This is a genomic window from Streptomyces sp. NBC_00212 (genome assembly GCF_045206365.1).
GTDB lineage: Bacteria > Actinomycetota > Actinomycetes > Streptomycetales > Streptomycetaceae > Streptomyces.
On the sequence record NZ_CP108115.1, the window covers coordinates 6,831,155 to 6,847,239 of the forward strand.

15 protein-coding genes and 1 pseudogene are annotated in these 16,085 nt (G+C 71.0%); 5 read left to right on the forward strand and 11 right to left on the reverse strand.

What is annotated here, in order from left to right; translation table 11 throughout:
- Positions 1–42 precede the first annotated feature (42 nt).
- Positions 43–1,434: a xylan 1,4-beta-xylosidase gene (locus OHA17_RS31125; protein WP_406509285.1), complete on the forward strand. Its 1,392-nt coding sequence runs from the start codon at positions 43–45 to the stop codon at positions 1,432–1,434.
- A gap of 227 nt (positions 1,435–1,661) precedes the next feature.
- Here the strand turns inward: OHA17_RS31125 and OHA17_RS31130 are convergent.
- From OHA17_RS31130 to OHA17_RS31150, 5 genes and pseudogenes are all read right to left on the reverse strand, one after another.
- Positions 1,662–2,855 (reverse strand): annotated as a pseudogene (locus tag OHA17_RS31130) (lipopolysaccharide biosynthesis protein); the annotation flags it as partial.
- Between the two features lie 162 nt (positions 2,856–3,017).
- On the reverse strand, positions 3,018–3,821 hold the full coding sequence (locus OHA17_RS31135) for a polysaccharide deacetylase family protein (protein ID WP_406509286.1): 804 nt from the start codon (positions 3,819–3,821) through the stop codon (positions 3,018–3,020).
- Positions 3,818–4,843 (reverse strand): glycosyltransferase family 2 protein, encoded by a 1,026-nt coding sequence (locus OHA17_RS31140; RefSeq protein ID WP_406509287.1) that lies wholly within the window; start codon positions 4,841–4,843, stop codon positions 3,818–3,820. The genes OHA17_RS31135 and OHA17_RS31140 overlap by 4 nt, the downstream gene beginning before the upstream one ends.
- Positions 4,840–5,703 (reverse strand): glycosyltransferase family 2 protein, encoded by an 864-nt coding sequence (locus OHA17_RS31145; RefSeq protein WP_406509288.1) that lies wholly within the window; start codon positions 5,701–5,703, stop codon positions 4,840–4,842. Before OHA17_RS31145 ends, OHA17_RS31140 begins: the two co-directional genes overlap by 4 nt.
- A 329-nt stretch (positions 5,704–6,032) precedes the next feature.
- Positions 6,033–6,449, reverse strand: coding sequence for a hypothetical protein (locus OHA17_RS31150; protein WP_406509289.1), 417 nt, complete (start codon positions 6,447–6,449; stop codon positions 6,033–6,035).
- A gap of 270 nt (positions 6,450–6,719) precedes the next feature.
- Between OHA17_RS31150 and OHA17_RS31155 the strand changes: the two genes are divergently transcribed.
- Positions 6,720–7,529, forward strand: a complete 810-nt coding sequence (locus tag OHA17_RS31155; RefSeq protein WP_406509290.1) for an SGNH/GDSL hydrolase family protein — start codon at positions 6,720–6,722, stop codon at positions 7,527–7,529.
- Between the two features lie 9 nt (positions 7,530–7,538).
- Here the strand turns inward: OHA17_RS31155 and OHA17_RS31160 are convergent, their stop codons facing one another.
- Positions 7,539–9,179, reverse strand: coding sequence for a serine/threonine-protein kinase (locus OHA17_RS31160; protein WP_406509291.1), 1,641 nt, complete (start codon positions 9,177–9,179; stop codon positions 7,539–7,541).
- Between the two features lie 276 nt (positions 9,180–9,455).
- Here OHA17_RS31160 and OHA17_RS31165 point away from each other — a divergent pair, with 276 nt between their 5' ends.
- Positions 9,456–9,719, forward strand: coding sequence for a hypothetical protein (locus OHA17_RS31165; RefSeq protein WP_078966037.1), 264 nt, complete (start codon positions 9,456–9,458; stop codon positions 9,717–9,719).
- Positions 9,720–9,748: 29 nt separating this feature from the next.
- On the opposite strand, the gene OHA17_RS31170 is transcribed toward OHA17_RS31165, so the two are convergent.
- The 3 genes from OHA17_RS31170 to OHA17_RS31180 are packed head-to-tail and all read right to left on the reverse strand — an operon-like array spanning position 9,749 to position 12,735.
- Positions 9,749–10,945, reverse strand: a complete 1,197-nt coding sequence (locus tag OHA17_RS31170; protein ID WP_406509292.1) for a CaiB/BaiF CoA transferase family protein — start codon at positions 10,943–10,945, stop codon at positions 9,749–9,751.
- A 48-nt stretch (positions 10,946–10,993) separates the two neighbouring features.
- Positions 10,994–11,776: an ABC transporter permease gene (locus OHA17_RS31175; RefSeq protein WP_406509293.1), complete on the reverse strand. Its 783-nt coding sequence runs from the start codon at positions 11,774–11,776 to the stop codon at positions 10,994–10,996.
- Entirely contained in the window at positions 11,773–12,735 is a 963-nt protein-coding gene (locus OHA17_RS31180; RefSeq protein WP_406509294.1) for an ATP-binding cassette domain-containing protein, read from the reverse strand. The genes OHA17_RS31175 and OHA17_RS31180 overlap by 4 nt, the downstream gene beginning before the upstream one ends.
- 64 nt (positions 12,736–12,799) lie before the next feature.
- Between OHA17_RS31180 and OHA17_RS31185 the strand changes: the two genes are divergently transcribed.
- Together OHA17_RS31185 and OHA17_RS31190 are read left to right on the forward strand one after the other, a co-directional pair.
- Positions 12,800–13,507 carry a TetR/AcrR family transcriptional regulator C-terminal domain-containing protein gene (locus OHA17_RS31185; RefSeq protein WP_406509295.1) on the forward strand — a complete coding sequence of 236 codons (708 nt, stop codon included), beginning with the start codon at positions 12,800–12,802 and terminating at the stop codon, positions 13,505–13,507.
- A 47-nt stretch (positions 13,508–13,554) separates the two neighbouring features.
- Positions 13,555–14,088, forward strand: coding sequence for a GNAT family N-acetyltransferase (locus tag OHA17_RS31190; RefSeq protein WP_053723426.1), 534 nt, complete (start codon positions 13,555–13,557; stop codon positions 14,086–14,088).
- Between the two features lie 23 nt (positions 14,089–14,111).
- Here the strand turns inward: OHA17_RS31190 and OHA17_RS31195 are convergent, their stop codons facing one another.
- A complete protein-coding gene (locus tag OHA17_RS31195; RefSeq protein ID WP_406509296.1) occupies positions 14,112–15,317 on the reverse strand; it encodes a type ISP restriction/modification enzyme in 1,206 nt (401 codons plus the stop codon).
- Between the two features lie 14 nt (positions 15,318–15,331).
- Positions 15,332–16,084, reverse strand: a complete 753-nt coding sequence (locus tag OHA17_RS31200) for a GntR family transcriptional regulator (RefSeq protein ID WP_406509297.1) — start codon at positions 16,082–16,084, stop codon at positions 15,332–15,334.
- Position 16,085: the final 1 nt, after the last annotated feature.

Sequence of the window (16,085 nt, forward strand, 5' to 3'; positions counted from 1 at the left end):
AACTGGCCGGAATGGCAACTACCGCCGATACGCTGCCCCGTGATGGAACGTCATCGTGGAACGACCGTCCGCAACAGCCGCAGGCCCGGCAGGGCGTCCCGGCCCAGGACCCCGGAGGTACTGGCCGCCGCACTCCTCGCCGCGCTCGCCCTCGTCCTGGCGGTGAGCGGCTGCACGAACAGAAACGCGGGCGAGGCCGGACCCGGCCGGACCGGTGCGAGCAACACCGCCCCCGCGCTCGGCTGGGGCTTCACCCACACCCAGTACAGCGCCGACACCGGTGACGACGACGCGGTGGCGCGCGCCCGCGACCTGCTCTCGGCGCAAGGTCTGCCGCAGGACCAGGCGATCATGGGCTGGGGCGCGGGCAACCCCGAGCCGTCGCCGGGCACGTACGACTTCTCGGACCTCGACCGGCGGGTCAAGTACATCCGCTCCACCGGGGCCACCCCCGTCATCACGCTGTGCTGCGCGCCCGACTGGATGAAGGGCGGGCGGGCCGGGGCGAGCAAGACGGACTGGAGCGTGAAGGCGCTGGAGTCGGCGCCGCTGCCGACCCACTACAAGGACTTCGCGGCCCTGGCCGCGAAGGTGGCCCAACGCTACCCGGACGTACGGCACTTCATCGTCTGGAACGAGCTCAAGGGCTTCTACGACGACACCGCCCAGCGCTGGAACTACGAGGCCTACACCCAGCTCTACAACCAGGTCTACGACGCGCTGAAGAAGGTCGACAGGAACAATCTGGTCGGCGGGCCCTATCTGGTCATGGACAGCTACGGGCCGCAGGACCAGTCGTACGCGTCCGGCCTGAAGGGCCCCTGGGGCTCGGTCGACCAGCGGGTGCTCGACGCCTTCACGTACTGGAACAAGCACAAGAAGGGCGCCGACTTCGTGGTCGTCGACGGCGCCAGCTTCACCCGCACCAACCAGATGCTGCCCAACGCGTTCAGCGCCACCGACAAACTGACCGCCGTCACCGAGTGGCTGCGCAAGCAGTCCGGTCTGCCCGTGTGGTGGGCCGAGTACTACGTCGAGCCCGACAAGTCCGGCTGGAGCGAGCAGCAGCGCGTCGCCACCCAGGCCGTCGGCATGATGGCCCTGGCGCGCGGCGGCACCAGCACCGCGTTCTACTGGAGCCCGCAGGAGCAGAGCGGTCCGTGCCCCGGCTGCCTGTGGACGCCGACCCAACAGGACGACGGGGGAAAGGAGTTGCCCATGTACGAGCTGATCGCCAGGTTCGCCAAGGCGTTCCCGCCGGGCACCGACTTCACCACCGTGAGCATCGCCGCCGACGACGTGCCGAACGTCCGCGTGCTCGCCGGCGGCAAGGACGTGCTCGTCGTCAACACCCTCGACCGGGCCATCGACGCGAAGGTAGACGGCAAGTCGTTCCCCATGGCCGCCTACGAAGTGCGCTGGCTGACCCGCTGAGGCCAGGGCCTGTCCGGCGGATCTTGTCTGGGACGCGCGGCCCTGGCACGCCCTCCTCCAAGGCCTAATGGGCCAGGGGGGACCCCCACCGCGTTGTCGTCAATCGCCGACGCTCCGCGTCGCCTCAATCCTCCGCCTTACAGCTGGACGCACCAGGCCCCCGCTCACCAGCACCACAAGGCCGAGGCACCTCGACGGCGACCAGACCCGCCGGACAGACCCTAGGTCCGCAGCACCCCGAACAGCTTCACCGTCGCGATCGCCGCGATCACCGAAAGGCTCGCGACCTCCGCGATGCCGACACCCGTCAGGCCCAGCGGAGGCAGCAGGGTCAGCGTGGACCCGAGCACGAGGACGCACAACGCGCCCTGGAGGTAGGCGAGTCCGGCCGTCCGGCTCTGTGCGCGCAGCACCGCGAAGTACAGCTCGATCACCACCCGCAGCAGTGCCCCGACCACCAGCCAGCGCAGCAGCGCCGTGGCGTGACGGGCGTACCCCTCGCCGAACACGTGCAGGATGTGCGGCGCGAAGGCGAAGAGGAACGCGCAGATCGGCACCACGATCTTGATCATGCGGAGCAGCGCGGCCCGCGCGTTGCGGCCGAGCCGCTCGGGGTCGTGCGCGCCCTCGACGGTCAGTGAGGCGCCCATGTTGATGGCGAGGAGTTCGACGGTGCCGCCGATGGTCGCGGTGATGTAGAAGTACGCGTTGTCGGCCGAGCTGATCTGCGAGGCGACGATCACCGGCACGAGGTAGACCACGGCAAGGGCGAACAGCGAGCCCGTGTAGTCGCCGGCCAGGAAGCGGCCCAGCTCCCGGTAGCTCGGCGGCCGGGCGGTCCGCACGGTGAGCGCCACGTGGCGGGGGACCAGGCGCCGGAACACCAGCCAGCCCAGCGGCACCACGGACACCGCGATCGCCGCGACCCACGACACGAACACCCCGCTGGTCGGCAGCGAGGCCGCGATCGCCACCAGGAGCAGCAGCTTGACCGCCGAGAACGCGGTGTTGCCGACCGGCACCCAGAACGCGCTGCGCAGCCCGGTAAGGACCCCGTCCTGCAGCGTGAGGATCGACCAGGCGATCACCGCCGCGATGAAGCCGAGCCCCTTGAACGGGCCGTGCAGGAACCGGTACGAGGGTCCCCAGAAGTCCAGTGTCTCCATGAAGACGAGCGCGGCCGGGCCGACGACGCACGCGCTCAGCGCGTAGGTGCGCAGGACGAGGCGGCCGGTGGCGGCGCCCGACACGGGGATGAAGCGGGACATCGCCCCGGTCAGGGTCAACGCGGTGATCCCGGCGAGGAACTTCATCGCGGCGATCGCCGCCGAGCCCTGGCCGACCGCGTCGTCCGTGTAGTACCGGGCGGCGAGCAGCCAGAAGCCGAGCCCGAGCACCGCGCTGATGCCCGTGTTCAGCATCAGGGCGTAGGCGTTGCGGAAGAGGGGGGTGCCCCGGCGCTTGTCCGGGGTCGGCGTGCCGAGGTCCTGGGCGGTGCTCACGTCAGCCACGGGTACCGCTCACCTTCTGGTTCTGATGGTTCGTCAGATCCTGTGCCCGGGTGGGGTCCGGACACGGCTCTCTCAGTCGCCGCCGAGCCTGCGCCCGGCGCGCCGGGCCCCGCGGGCGACGGCGTAGCCCTTCGTCAGGACGCGGTCACCGGCGAAGTTGCGCGCGATGTCGCGGCCGGTGCCCACGACGAGCCGCTCGAACTCGTCGAGACCGGTGGTGCGCCGCACCGTCACCCGCTCCAGGGCGTAGGGCCCCTGGCGCCGCTCGGCGAGCGCGTTGCCCACGGCGAGTGCCTGGGCGAAGCCCGCGGAGCGCACCGTGCGCCGCACCCGCCGGCTGGAGTAGCCGTACGGATAGGCGAACGAGACGGGGCGCCGGCCGAGCTCGTCGGTGAGGATCTCCTTGCAGCGCAGCGTCTCGAACCAGAGCCGCTCATCGGTGAGTTGGTCCATCTGCGGGTGGCTGTGGCTGTGCCCGCCGATCTCGCAGCCGCCCGAGCCGAGCTCGCGCACCTGGTCCCAGTCCAGCATCGTGTCCAGGGTGTTGCCGTCGTCGTGGGCGCCGCGCAGCCAGCCCGTGGAGACGAAGAGCGTGGACGCGAAGCCGTGCTTGGTGAGGACGGGCAGGGCGTGGCGGTGCACGCCCTCGTAGCCGTCGTCGAAAGTGATCAGGACGGGACGGCGTGGAAGCGCTCCCGCCGTGCGCCAGGCGTGCGCCAGCTGGGCCGTGGTGACCGGAGTGCACCCCAGCTCGGCGAGCAGCTCCATCTGGTCGGCGAAGGCGTCCGGCGAGACGGAAAGACCGAAGGCGGCCTTGGTGGGGCTGTGCGCCACCGAGTGGTACATGAGGATGGGCACGGGGCCGCTCGACGTCATGCCGCTTCGCCCTCCTCGCCCGTCTCCGTGGCCGGTACGCGTTCGATGGGGGCCACGGTGAAGGTCACCCCGCCCCTCAACGCCCGTACGGTGCCGAGCAGATAGCCGCCGGTCGCCACGGCGACGCCGGTCACGATCGCGCCCGCGCGGCCCGCGCCGCCGGCCCGGCCGAGCACCGCGTCCCGCACGCCGCGCACCACACCGGCCGGCAGGACCCGCGTCGTGTAGCGCCGCTCGGACTCAAGTCCCTTGCCGGAGCCGACACTTCGGGCCACCAGCGCCTTGGAGAGGCCTTCCGCGTACGCCCTCGTACGGAAGTAGCCGAAGCGCTCGCGCGCCGCGGGCACCCGGTGGTGGATCACCGAGCGGTCGTCTATGAGCAGCACGGCGTCGGGCAGCGCCTTGCTGAGCCGGATGCACAGCTCGGTCTCCTCGCAGCCCAGTGGCCGCTTGTCGCCGTCGCGGCCGATGCCGGTCGCGAAGCCGCCCGCCGCGTCGAAGGCCGACGTACGGAAGGAGGCGTTGCCGCCCAGGACGTTGCGGACCTCGACGCGGCCCGGCGGCAGCCCCCGGTAGGTGCAGCCGACGATCCAGTCGAACTCCTCGGGGAACCAGGCGGGCCTGCGCCCCGAGGCCCAGGCGGGCATGGTGCGGCCGCCGACCGCCATCACGCGCGGGTCGTCGTACCCCTCGGCGAAGTGCCGCAGCCAGTCGCGCTCGGCCACCGCGTCGTCGTCGAGGAAGGCCACGAACTCGCCCCGGGCGAGGGAGATCGCCGTGTTGCGGCCGGCCGAGAGGCCGCGGGGGCCCGCGTTGGCGAGCACCCGCACCTCCCCGGACGCCGCGTACTCCTTGAACTCCTTGGTGAGCCGGTCCAGGAGCCGCTCATTGTGGTCCACCACGAGCAGCGTCTCCAGGGCCGGCAGCGACTGCGTGCGCACCGAGGAGACCGCCGCCAGGATGTCCTCCCAGCGGTCCTCGGTGTACACGCAGATCACCACGGAGAAGTGACGCTCCGTCAAGACATCTCTCCCCGCCGTGTGTTCAGGAAGACGGCCTGCGTGCGCCGGTGGGCCCGGGGCACCGCCTTCTCCCGGAGTATCACCTTCAGGACGCGGATGCCGTCGCGCACCGCGCTGAGGTTGGAGACACCGTGGATCCGGTTGTACTCGTAGCTGGGGACCTCCTGAACGCGCAGGCCCGCCTTGACGATCCGGATGTTGATCAGGGTCTCGATCTCGAACCCGGAGCAGTCGAGCACGATCTTGTCCAGGCAGTGCTTCCAGAAGGCGTTGTAGCCGTAGCAGAGATCGGTGTACCTGGCGCCGAACTTGCGGTTCACGATGCCGCACAGGACGGCGTTGCCGAGCTTGCGGATCGGGGTCATGTCGTCGGTGCCGCCGCCGTTGGCGAAGCGGGACCCCTTGGCGAAGTCGGCGCCGCCGACCAGCGCGGAGACGTAGCTGACGATCTCCTCGCCGTCCGCCGAGCCGTCCGCGTCGACCATGACGATGATGTCGCCGGTGCAGGCCGCGAACCCACTGATCAGGGCGTCGCCCTTGCCCTTGCCGACCTGCTTGACGACCTTGACGTCGGGCCACAGTTCGCGGGCGACCTGCACGGTGTTGTCGGTGGAATTTCCGTCTACCAGGACGACTTCGTGGATCCAGTCCGGAAGTGTCTTGAACACGTGCGGAAGATTTTCTGCCTCATTCATGGCAGGGATCACGACGCTCACGGGCGGCGCAATGGCGAGATTCGCCGAGACCGGTCGATACGCGGCGGATATTCGACTGGTGGTCACGGAATCCGAGTGACTGTTCGGCGATTCCGCAATTAATTGATCTTGGCCCGGGATGGCCGGGCGCACGGAAGGAGTCATGATGAGTCTCTGTCCCTCTCGTCCGGTGGACCGCCCGCCCCCGGGCGGTCCGGATGAGTTTCCGGTTACGAAAGGGGGGTTCTCACCCCGGTCATGACGGCATGGCACACCGCACTGATTGGGTGAGCTGGCTTTGCTGGCCGCGCGGCCCGTGTTCCGGCCCACGCAAGGCGAAGACCGAGCACGGCACCCCCCTACCGCGCCCCGCCCCGGTATCCATCGCGACGCTTGAGCCCTCCCCTAGTGCCGCTTTGCATGATGGACCGTTGCGGGTGGATGTAAGACGGTATTGATGATTGGGACTGTATGGCAAGACCTCAGTCGAGGCCTCACGTTTCTGTGTTTTTGCACGGACTTTCACGGTCACATCCGGAGCGATTCACCCCCGTCCCAAGCAGGAAGAGGAGAAGGCTGATCACGCCCACGGCTGTGATGCCGTTGCGAGTCGACCAAAGGTGCAGACCTGCCATGCTTTCGGCGGTCAGCACATCGATGAGTACTGCTCCTGATAAAGACGCCACCATGCGGGCGAGCGGTTCCAGTCGGCGCAGTGCGAATACGGCCGCTTCCGCGGGTGCGGCCACCAGGTAGAAGAGCGCGAGCGGAGCGCGCAGCGGAGAGTCCAGGCCGGCGAAGGCCAGGGCGGCGCCCACGGCCGAGACGGCGAGCGCGGCTCCCGCGAGCACGGGCAGCAGGTCGGCGGCGACGGGCGCGCCAACTGCCGATCTGTCACTGATGGTCTGCATTGGCGACGGTTCCCCCCGATGCGCCGGATGCGAGGCTTCAATGTGACGCAGTCCGGACAGTCCCGTCAAGACGCCGATTCGTGTGCCGTGAACGGAGATTGACGGCCCGTCAGCGGAGTGTGGTGCTCCGGTGAAGGATTACTCGCGAGTTGCTGACGGATCACCAGATACGTGCAGATGTCCCTCCGTTGTTCTTGGCATGGACACTTCCCGCGACCTGTGGGGGCTGGTACCACTGCCGTGGCGGAAAACCCGCTACAAGGAGGTTCCATGAAACTGTCCCGAATCGCGGCATATGCATGGGCGCTCGTGCTGGCTGTCGCGCTTTCCCTCACCGGGGCCGGCGTGGCAGCGGCGGCAACCCAGGCGGCCGGATCCCACTACGTGGCCCTCGGCGACTCGTACTCCTCCGGCCTTGCGGCCGGGAGCTACGACAGTTCGAGCGGCAGTTGCAAGCGCTCCACGAAGGCCTACCCGGCCCTGTGGGCGGCGGCGCATTCCCCCGCCTCGTTCGACTTCACCGCGTGCTCCGGCGCTCGTACGGGTGATGTGACGTCGAGCCAGCTCGGCCCGCTCAGCTCCACCACCGACCTCGTCTCGATCACCATCGGAGGCAACGACGCCGGCTTCGCGGACGTCATGACCAACTGCGTCCTGTACTCGGAGTCCACCTGTCTCAGCAAGGTGGCATCGGCCCGCGCCTACGTCGACTCGACGCTGCCCGGCCTGCTCGACTCGGTGTACTCGGCGATCAGATCCAAGGCACCCAACGCCCACGTCGTCGTCATCGGCTACCCGCACTTCTACAAGATCGGCGGCAACTGCGTCGCGGGCCTCAGCGAGAACTCCCGCTCCGCGATCAACGGCGCCGCGGACGAGCTCAACTCGGTGACCGCCAAGCGCGCCGCCGACCACGGCTTCAGCTTCGCGGACGTCGCGCCGGCCTTCACCGGACACGAGATCTGCTCCAGCAGCCCGTGGCTGAACAGCGTCGTCTGGACCAACATCAGCGAGTCCTACCACCCCACCGCCGCCGGCCAGTCGGGCGGCTACCTGCCGACCTTCACCAACGCGGCCTGATCTTTTCGCTCACCCGCCGGGCGAGGACGAGCCCGGCGGCGAGTACGAGGAGGAGGCCCCGCCCGTCGGGGTCTCCTCCTTGCACGTCACCTTGTACGCCCCCGGGCCGGACGACACCTTCACCGGCTGCCGCACCTCGACATGGACCTCGTTGGAACCGCTCTGCGCCGGCGACTCGGTGTGCGCCACCTGCCGGGTGCGCGGCCCGCCCGAGGGGAACGAGAGCGTCTTCCACCCCGGGTCGGAGGACTGCCCGTCCTTCGTGACCCAGCGGTACTCCACATCCACCGGCGTACGCCCCACGGTGAAGACGGCGACCATCGAGGGCGCCTGGGCGTTCGGCGCCGGGCACGCACCCTCGTAACTGCCCCGCACCACCTGGAGGTTGACCTCCACCGACTGGGCGGGCGGCGGCGAGGAGGAGGACGCCGAGGGGGAGGGGCTCGGGCTGCTGGACGACGGGGAAGGGCTGCTGTTGCCGCTCGTGGCGCCGGACGTGCCGGATGCCTGGGAGGAGTGCGACACGGAAGGTGCGGGCGAGCCGCCGCTTGATGAACCCCCTGTGCCGCCCTGCCCGTTGTCCCGCATCAGCGCGTACACCAGCCCGCCGAGCGCGAGCAGCAGCACCAGGATCCCGGTGAGCAGGACCGCCCCGGTGTGCCGGGAGGGCTCGGCGCCCCGCGTCGCCGTCGTACCGCCGCCGGGAGCCGCAGCGGGGAGCGGCATCGCGGGAGTCGGCGGCATGCCCGGAGCTCCGGCCGCCACCGTCGTCGCCTCGGACCGTCCCAGCGGGGCCCGCACCGAGCCGCCCGCCGCGACGATCCGCAACTGGTGCTCGGCCTCCTCGCCCGCCCACCGCTCGGCCGGGTCCTTGCGCAGCAGCCCCTCGATCACCGGCGTCAGCGGGCCCGCCCGGCGTGGCGGGGGCAGCGCGTCGTCCACCACCGCCCGCAGCGTGGACAGCGGGGTGTCCTGCCGGAACGGCGAGTTGCCCTCGACCGCCGCGTACAGGAGCACGCCGAGGGACCACAGGTCGGAAGCCGGACCCGGCGTGCGCCCCAACGCCCGTTCAGGGGCCAGGAATTCGGGCGAGCCGACGACCTCGCCGGTCATGGTGAGCGTCTGCGTCCCCGCCACCATGGCGATGCCGAAGTCGGTCAGGACCACCCGGCCGTCATTGGCGAGCAGCACGTTCGCCGGCTTCACATCGCGGTGCAGCACCCCCGCCTCATGGGCGGCCCGCAGCGCCGCGACCACCTCGGCGCCGATGCGCGCGGTGCGCTGCGGACCCAGCGGGCCCTCCGCGTCCAGGACGTCGGACAGCGCGAGGCCGCGCACCAGCTCCATGACGATCCACGGGCGGCCGTCCTCGGTGGCCACGTCGTACACGGTGACCACGTTGCGGTGCGAGATCCGGGCCGCCGCCCAGGCCTCCCGCTCCAGGCGTGCGTACAGCCGCCGCACCTCGGGGGAGTCCAGGGAGGGCGGGGCCAGGACCTCCTTGACGGCGACCTCGCGGCCCAGGACCTCGTCCCGCGCGCGCCACACGACGCCCATGCCGCCCCGGCCGAGCGGTGAGAGGAGCCGGTAGCGCCCCGCGATCAATCGCTGTTCACTGCCCGGCACTTCGCTCACCGGCGAGCCCCCCATCCGCGGCGGAGAAACCCTTCCAAGTTAGCTCAGGGCCGGGCCGCTGCCGCCCCCTTGAACGGCAATCCATACCCAGTACGAACACAGGTCGCGACTCTGTGTGATGACCAGTCAGCGATCTGTCCAACTCGCCCTGGAATCAGCGCTATTCGGAGCGTAGTTGTCAACCTGGGGCCCCTCAAGGTGAATCCTGCCACCGGGATACACGAGTGTGATGCGGGGGCGATAGGGTTAACCTGCCCGGGGCCGGGTGCCCTCGTACGGGTGGGGAGTGACATGGAACAGATAACAGTGCGCAGCAGGGCGCGAGTGCCTGCCATCACGTGCGGGAGCAGTGCGACCAGCTCGCGGCTCGACCGCCACCTCTCGGTGCTCGGCGGCCCTGCCGTCCCGCAGCGCGAGGCGGCCGAGGCGACGTTGCTGATGCGCGAGCTGACCTCGCGTGACGTTGCGCACACCCGCAAGAGCAAGACCGCTCGCGTTTCGCTCTTCGCGCCGCTGCGGCGGCTGCGCCGCTCGCTCTTCGGCAGCCGCGGCTGAACCCACCCCCGACTCCGAGCGCCCCGCGTTCAGGCGATCACACCGTCCCGGCGCAGCTCTGCCAACTGCTCGTCCGTCATTCCCAGGGCCCGCAGTGTTGCGCAGGTGTGCTCGCCGAGCGCGGGCACCGCACCCATTCGCGCCTCCTGACTGCCGCCCAGATTGATGGGCGGCAGCAGCGCCCGCAGCGGCCCCACCGGTGATTCCACCTCCCGCCAGCGGCTCCGTGCCGCCAGCTGCGGATGCGCGGCCACGTCCTCGACCGTGTTGAGCCGGGCGCAGGCGATCCCCGCCGACTCCAGCCGCTCGACCGCTTCGGCCGCCGTCAGCCCGGCCAGCGCCTGCGCCACCACCTCGTCGGTCTTCGTCCGGTGCGTGACCCTCGCCGCATTGGTGGCGAAAGCCGGATGGTCTGCCAACTCCGGCTGCTCCAGGACCAGTTGGGCGAGCCGGCGCCATTCCCGGTCGTTCTGCACCGAGAGCAGCACCTGCCCGCCGTCGGCCGTGGGATAGGCGTCGTACGGCGCGATCACGGCGTGCGCGACGCCGGTGCGCGCCGGTTCGGTGCCCCCGTGCATCACATGGTGCAGCGGATGCCCGAGCCATTCGGCGAGCGCCTCCAGCATCGAGATCTCCACCGGCCCGCCGCGTCCCGTCGTGCCACGACGCACCAGGGCCGCCAGGACGCCCGAGAAGGCGTACATGGCGGCCGCGATGTCGGCGGCCGGGATCCCGGCCTTGACGGGCTGCTCGGGCGTCCCGGTGACCGACACCAGACCCGCCTCGCACTGCACCAGCATGTCGTAGGCCCGCTTGTGCGCGTACGGGCCGTCGGAGCCGTAACCCGATATGTCCACGGCGACGAGCTTCGGGTGCGCCGCGCACAGGGTCGCCGCGTCCAGGCCGAGCCGGGCCGCGGCGCCGTGCGCGAGGTTCTGCACGAAGACGTCGGCGTCCGCGATCAGCCGGCGCAGTACGTCCAGGCCGCGCGGGTCCTTCAGGTCGAGGGCCACCGACTCCTTGCCCCGGTTGCACCACACGAAGTGCGAGGCGAGACCGCGGGCCGCGGTGTCGTAGGCGCGGGCGAAGTCGCCGCCGTCGGTGCGCTCGACCTTGATGACGCGGGCCCCCAGATCGGCGAGCTGGCGGGTCGCGAACGGTGCCGAGACGGCCTGTTCGACGGCGACGACGGTGATGCCCGCGAGGGGCAGCGGCTGAGTGCTCATAGCCGTACCTATCGCGTACGGGCCGCCCTTGTCACCCCTTGGCGCTGCTCAGCGGCCCGAACTCGCGTAGCGGCGCACCGCGAGCGGCACGAAGATCAGCAGCAGGACGGCGCACCAGGCGAGCGAGCCCGCGACCGGGTGGGCGACCGGCCAGGCGGCGTCCGGGGCGGGCGAGGCGTTGCCGCAGAGGTCGCGGACGGCGGAGGCGACCGCGCTGATCGGGTTCCACTCGGCGATCGTGCGCAGCCAGCCGGGGAGCTTGTCGGTGGGGATGTACGCGTTGGAGAGCAGCGGCAGGATGAACGTCGCCGAGCCGAGCTGCCCGGCGGCCTCCTCGCTCTGGGTGAGCAGGCCGAGGAACGAGCCCATCCAGGTCGTCGCCAGGCGGAGCAGCATCAGGAGCCCGAAGGCGCCGAGCGCGCCGAGCGGCCCGGTCTCGATCCGCCAGCCCACCGCGAGGCCCACGAGCATCAGCGGGATCATGCCGAGCGCGGTGGTCAGCAGATCGGCCGCGCTCTGGCCGACCGGCACCGCGGCCCGGCTCATCGGCAGGGTGCGGAGCCGGTCCATCACGCCGCGGTGGGAGTCCTGCGCGGCCTGGAACATTCCGGTCATCAGGCCGTTGGCGGCGGTGGCCACCAGGAGGCCGGGCACCAGATAGGCCCGGTACTGCTCGCCCGGCATGGCGAGCGCGCTGCCGAAGACGTAGCCGAAGAACAGCAGCATCGTGATCGGCATGGTCTGGGTGAGGATCAGCACGCCGGGCGCGTGCTTGATGCGCTGGAGCTGGCGGCCGAGCAGGGCCGTGCTGTCGTACGCGAGCGAACTCATGTCACAAGCTCCTTGCGGGAGTTGGTGGTGTCGGTGAGGCGCAGGAACACCTCGTCGAGGGTGGGCGGGCGCAGGCTCGCGTCGAGGATCGGGACCCCGGCCGCGTCCAGTTCGCGCACGATGCGGGGCAGGGTGAGCGTCGGGTCCATGGAGACCGCGCCCACCGTCCGCTCGGCGGCGTCGAGCTGGGGCTCGGCTCCGGTCAACTGGTCGAGAACGGCGGCGGCCTGAGCCATACCCGCCTCGCTGGCGACCACCACCTGTGCGTACGAGCCGATCCTGGCCTTGAGCTCGGCGGGGGTGCCGGCGACCGCGGCCCGGCCCTGGTCGATCAGGACGATGTCGTCGGCGAGCTGATCGGCCTCCTCCAGGTACTGGGTGGTGAGCAGCACGGTCGTGCCCTCGGCCGTCAGGGCGCGCACGGCGGCCCAGATCTGGTTCCGGCTGGCCGGGTCGAGCCCGGTGGTGGGCTCGTCGAGGAACAGCACCCGGGGGCGGGTGAGCAGGCTCGCGGCGAGGTCGAGGCGGCGTCGCATGCCGCCGGAGTACGTGCCCGCCGCCCGGTCGGCGGCCTCCAGCAGGTCGAACTGGCCGAGGAGTTCGGCCGCGCGCTCGCGTCCTGCCGTGCCGCGCATGCCGTGCAGCTTGGCGAACAGCTGGAGGTTCTGCCGCCCGGTGAGCTCGACGTCCACCGAGGTCGACTGGCCGGTCACGCCGATCTGCCGTCGCACCGCGTCCTGCTCGCGCACCACGTCGTGCCCGGCCACCCGCGCCGAGCCCGCGTCCGGCGCGAGCAGTGTCGTCAGGAGGCGCACCGCCGTCGTCTTGCCCGCGCCGTTGGGGCCGAGCACCCCGCAGACGGTGCCTTCGGCGACCGCGAGATCGAGGCCGCGCAGCGCGTGGACGTCGCCGAAGCGCTTCTCCAGACCTTCACTAAGTACAGCGTACGTAGTTGTCATGCGGCTCACCATAGCGCACTACGTACGGCGTACGTAACTACGATGGGGGGCGAGGTGATGATCCATGGCAGGGCGACCTGCTGAACCAGAAGTGATCTGGGCGCGCCCCGAGCGCGCCGGACGGGGCCCCAGGCCCGCATTCAGCCGTGCCGACATCGCGGCCGCCGCCGTGCGGATCGCGGACGCGGACGGCATCGACGCGGTCTCCATGCGCCGTGTCGCGGCCGAGCTCGGCTGCGGAACCATGTCGCTGTACAACTACGTGCCGCGCAAGGAGGACCTGTACGAGCTGATGGTGGACGCGGTCAGCGCCGAGTACGAGCTGAGTGATCCGACCGGGGACTGGCGGGCCGACATGCTCGGCCTTGCCCACCAGACCCGGGCGCTCATGCACCGCCACCCGTGGATGCCGGGCCTGATGTCCCCGGTGTACGGCTTCAGCCCGAACGCGCTGCGGTACCTGGAGCACTGCATGACCGTCCTGGATCCGCTGGAGGCGAGGTACGGCACGAAGATGGAGCTGGTCGCCTCGGTGACCAGCGTGGTCACCACCTACGTCGCCAACGAGATCGCCACCGCCGAGCGCACCCGGTCGCTGCCCTGGTCGGCGGAGCAGGAGCACGGGGTGCGGATCGGCTACCTCCTGAGTCAGGTCTCCACGGGCCGCTATCCGCGCCTGGCCGCGGCCTTCGCGGAGGACTCGGGGCCCATCGACCTGGACGCGGTCTTCGAGCGGGCGCTGGGCCGGACGCTCGACGGGTTCGGCACGTAGCGGGGGGCGGATTTCCGGCTCGGCCCCGGCCCGTGCAGGATGGCCCCATGACCGAGATCCACACCCCCCGCCTCCTCCTGCGCCGCTGGACCGACGACGACCTCGTCCCCATGTCGGAGATCAACGCCGACCCGGAGGTCATGCGCTGGATCGGCGACGGCTCGGTCCGCGATCTGGAGCGGACCGCCGCGGACATCGAGCGCTGGGAGGACGAGTGGGACGACGAGGGCTTCGGGCTCTTCGCCGTCGAGCTCCTCGGCTCCGGCGAGATGATCGGCTTCACCGGCCTGTCCGTGCCGTACTTCCTGCCCGAGGCGGCCCACGAGGTGGAGATCGGCTGGCGGCTCGGCCGGCCGTTCTGGGGTCAGGGGTACGCGTCCGAAGCGGCTCACGCCTCGCTGGAGTTCGCGCTCCAGGACCGCGGGCTCGACCGGGTCATCAGCATCTCCCGGGTGGGCAACGACGCCTCCGAGAACGTGATGCGCAAGCTCGGCATGAAGCTGGAGCGCGAGACGACGCACCCCGAGTTCGGGCACGCGCTCAACATCCACTCCATCGACCTGACGGAGTATCAGGCCTGAGGCCGGGGGGCTCGCGGCCCTGTTCAGATGAGGGCGAACTGGCCCCCGGGTCCCTCCTCGTGGTGATCGAGTACGGACGCGGGATGCCGTGCCCCGTCCGGCACGGGCAGTACACCGGCCGCGCGCAGCTCGCCACGCGTCACCGGCTCCGTGATCGCGTCCGTCAACTCGGCCTGCCGCGAACGCAGTTCGCCGAGCAGGGCGAGCACCGTGATCAGTTCGAGCAGGTCCGAGGTCCACTCCTGGGGCCAGGCGGCCGGGCCGACCGCGCCCGGCGTGCCGGGCTCGGCGGCCTCCGTGCGCCGCTGGAACCACAGATCGAGGATCCGCACCCCGCCGACCTCGAACTCCCACGCCTGGGACGGCACCGGCGAGATGCGGCCGCCGTCGCCCACGTGCAGGGTCTCGTCCTCTGCGTCGTAGCGCAGTTCGTGCGGGCGGGCCGGGAGCGCCGCCCGCACATAGGGCCGCCGCCCGCCGGGCAGCCGCGGCTTCTCGCCACCGCGCGCCCCGCGCACCATCAGGGCGCTGATTCGGCGCCCCAACTCGACGCCGGTGGACCAGAGTTGGGGATCGCGCGTCAACGGCACCACGCACCTCGCGGCGCTCGGGCGGGCGGCCGCCGCGGCCCAGGCGAGCACGTCGTGCGGGGTGACCTCGCATCCGTACGCCTTCGCGAGGAAGGGGAGCAGGCCCGGCGCCAGGTTCGGTTCGCGGCCGCCGGGGCGGCGGTACAGCGGGCGGATGCGGCCGGGGCGCCCGGCGGGGGAGCGGCCGTCGGGCAGTACGGCCGAGACGGTCAGCGCGGGACCGGCGTCCTTCGGCACGTACCCCTGCTCCACCACGAAGAGCTGCTGCTCGTCCGCCACCCGCCACAGCTCGGGCCGGGCGGCGTCGATCAGGCGCTGGTCCGCTATCAGCCACTGCTCGTCGAAGGGCCCGCACCGGATGCGGACCGGCGCCGGGCAGGGGCCCCGCTCCTGCGCGAACGGGCCGGTTCCGCCGGTGCGGCCGGGAAGGGCGGCCACGGAAGTCCGGAGCGTACGCGACCGGGTCGGGCCGAACAGCCGCTCCCGCTCGGCCCCTTCGGAGCGTACGAGCAGATCCCAGCGGGAGCGCAGGGTGCGCTCGTCCGGGGCCACCACCCAGTCGCGCCCCAGCCGCAGCGCGGCCACCGACCAGGGCATCAGGTCGTCGAGGAGAGGCACGTCATCGCTCACAGCCAGCATGCTAGTGAGTGCTCTCAGCGCGCTTCGACCGTCACCGAGAACGAGAAGCGGTCGCCGCGGTAGTGGATCCGGGCCACATCGACGACCTGGCCCTTTCCGTCGTACGTCACGCCCGTGTAGTGCAGGATCGGCGAGAGCAGCGGGACCTGGAGCAGTTCGGCGGTCACCGGGTCGGCCAGGCGGGCCTCCACCGTGTCCGTGATGCGTGCGATGTCCACCCCGACCGCGTCCCGCAGCACCTTGGTCATCGGCCAGCGCTCCAGATCCGCGAGGTCGATCGCGGCGGCCACCTCCGGACGCACCGCGTTGTGGGCCCAGTTGGTCGGCTCGCCGCTCTCGTCGTCGCACCGCAGCCGCCGGTACGTCACGACCTCGGGGCAGCCGGGAAAGTACTCGGCGAGGTCACCGGGGACCGGTTCCGGGCCGTGGCCCAGGATCGTGGTGCGCTCGCCCGACTGCTGGGCCACGATCGCGTCGATCGAGCCGAGCAGCCGGACCGGGGACGCCCGCCGGGCGGCCGGCTCGATGAACGTGCCGCGCCGCCGGTGCCGGCTGATCAGGCCCTCCTCCTCCAGCTCCTTGAGTGCCTGACGCATCGTCAGAACGCTCACCCCGTAGTGCGCCGCGAGCTGCTCCTCGGTGGGCAGGCGCAGCGAGGCGTCGGGGGAGCGGCCCAGTATCGAGGCGCGCAGCGACTGGGAGACCTGGTACCAGAGCGGCAGCTTCCGGTTCAGGACCAGGGAGTCGGGTGCGAAGGAGGAGGTCACA

Excerpts from the sequence above, each read along its gene's own strand:
- OHA17_RS31125 (WP_406509285.1), top strand. The coding sequence starts at position 43 with ATGGAACGTCATCGTGGAACGACCGTCCGCAACAGCCGCAGGCCCGGC.
- OHA17_RS31135 (WP_406509286.1), bottom strand. The coding sequence starts at position 3,821 with ATGACGTCGAGCGGCCCCGTGCCCATCCTCATGTACCACTCGGTGGCG.
- OHA17_RS31145 (WP_406509288.1), bottom strand. The coding sequence starts at position 5,703 with ATGACTCCTTCCGTGCGCCCGGCCATCCCGGGCCAAGATCAATTAATT.
- OHA17_RS31150 (WP_406509289.1), bottom strand. The coding sequence starts at position 6,449 with ATGCAGACCATCAGTGACAGATCGGCAGTTGGCGCGCCCGTCGCCGCC.
- OHA17_RS31155 (WP_406509290.1), top strand. The coding sequence starts at position 6,720 with ATGAAACTGTCCCGAATCGCGGCATATGCATGGGCGCTCGTGCTGGCT.
- OHA17_RS31160 (WP_406509291.1), bottom strand. The coding sequence starts at position 9,179 with ATGGGGGGCTCGCCGGTGAGCGAAGTGCCGGGCAGTGAACAGCGATTG.
- OHA17_RS31165 (WP_078966037.1), top strand. The coding sequence starts at position 9,456 with ATGGAACAGATAACAGTGCGCAGCAGGGCGCGAGTGCCTGCCATCACG.
- OHA17_RS31170 (WP_406509292.1), bottom strand. The coding sequence starts at position 10,945 with ATGAGCACTCAGCCGCTGCCCCTCGCGGGCATCACCGTCGTCGCCGTC.
- OHA17_RS31175 (WP_406509293.1), bottom strand. The coding sequence starts at position 11,776 with ATGAGTTCGCTCGCGTACGACAGCACGGCCCTGCTCGGCCGCCAGCTC.
- OHA17_RS31180 (WP_406509294.1), bottom strand. The coding sequence starts at position 12,735 with ATGACAACTACGTACGCTGTACTTAGTGAAGGTCTGGAGAAGCGCTTC.
- OHA17_RS31185 (WP_406509295.1), top strand. The coding sequence starts at position 12,800 with ATGGCAGGGCGACCTGCTGAACCAGAAGTGATCTGGGCGCGCCCCGAG.
- OHA17_RS31190 (WP_053723426.1), top strand. The coding sequence starts at position 13,555 with ATGACCGAGATCCACACCCCCCGCCTCCTCCTGCGCCGCTGGACCGAC.
- OHA17_RS31195 (WP_406509296.1), bottom strand. The coding sequence starts at position 15,317 with ATGCTGGCTGTGAGCGATGACGTGCCTCTCCTCGACGACCTGATGCCC.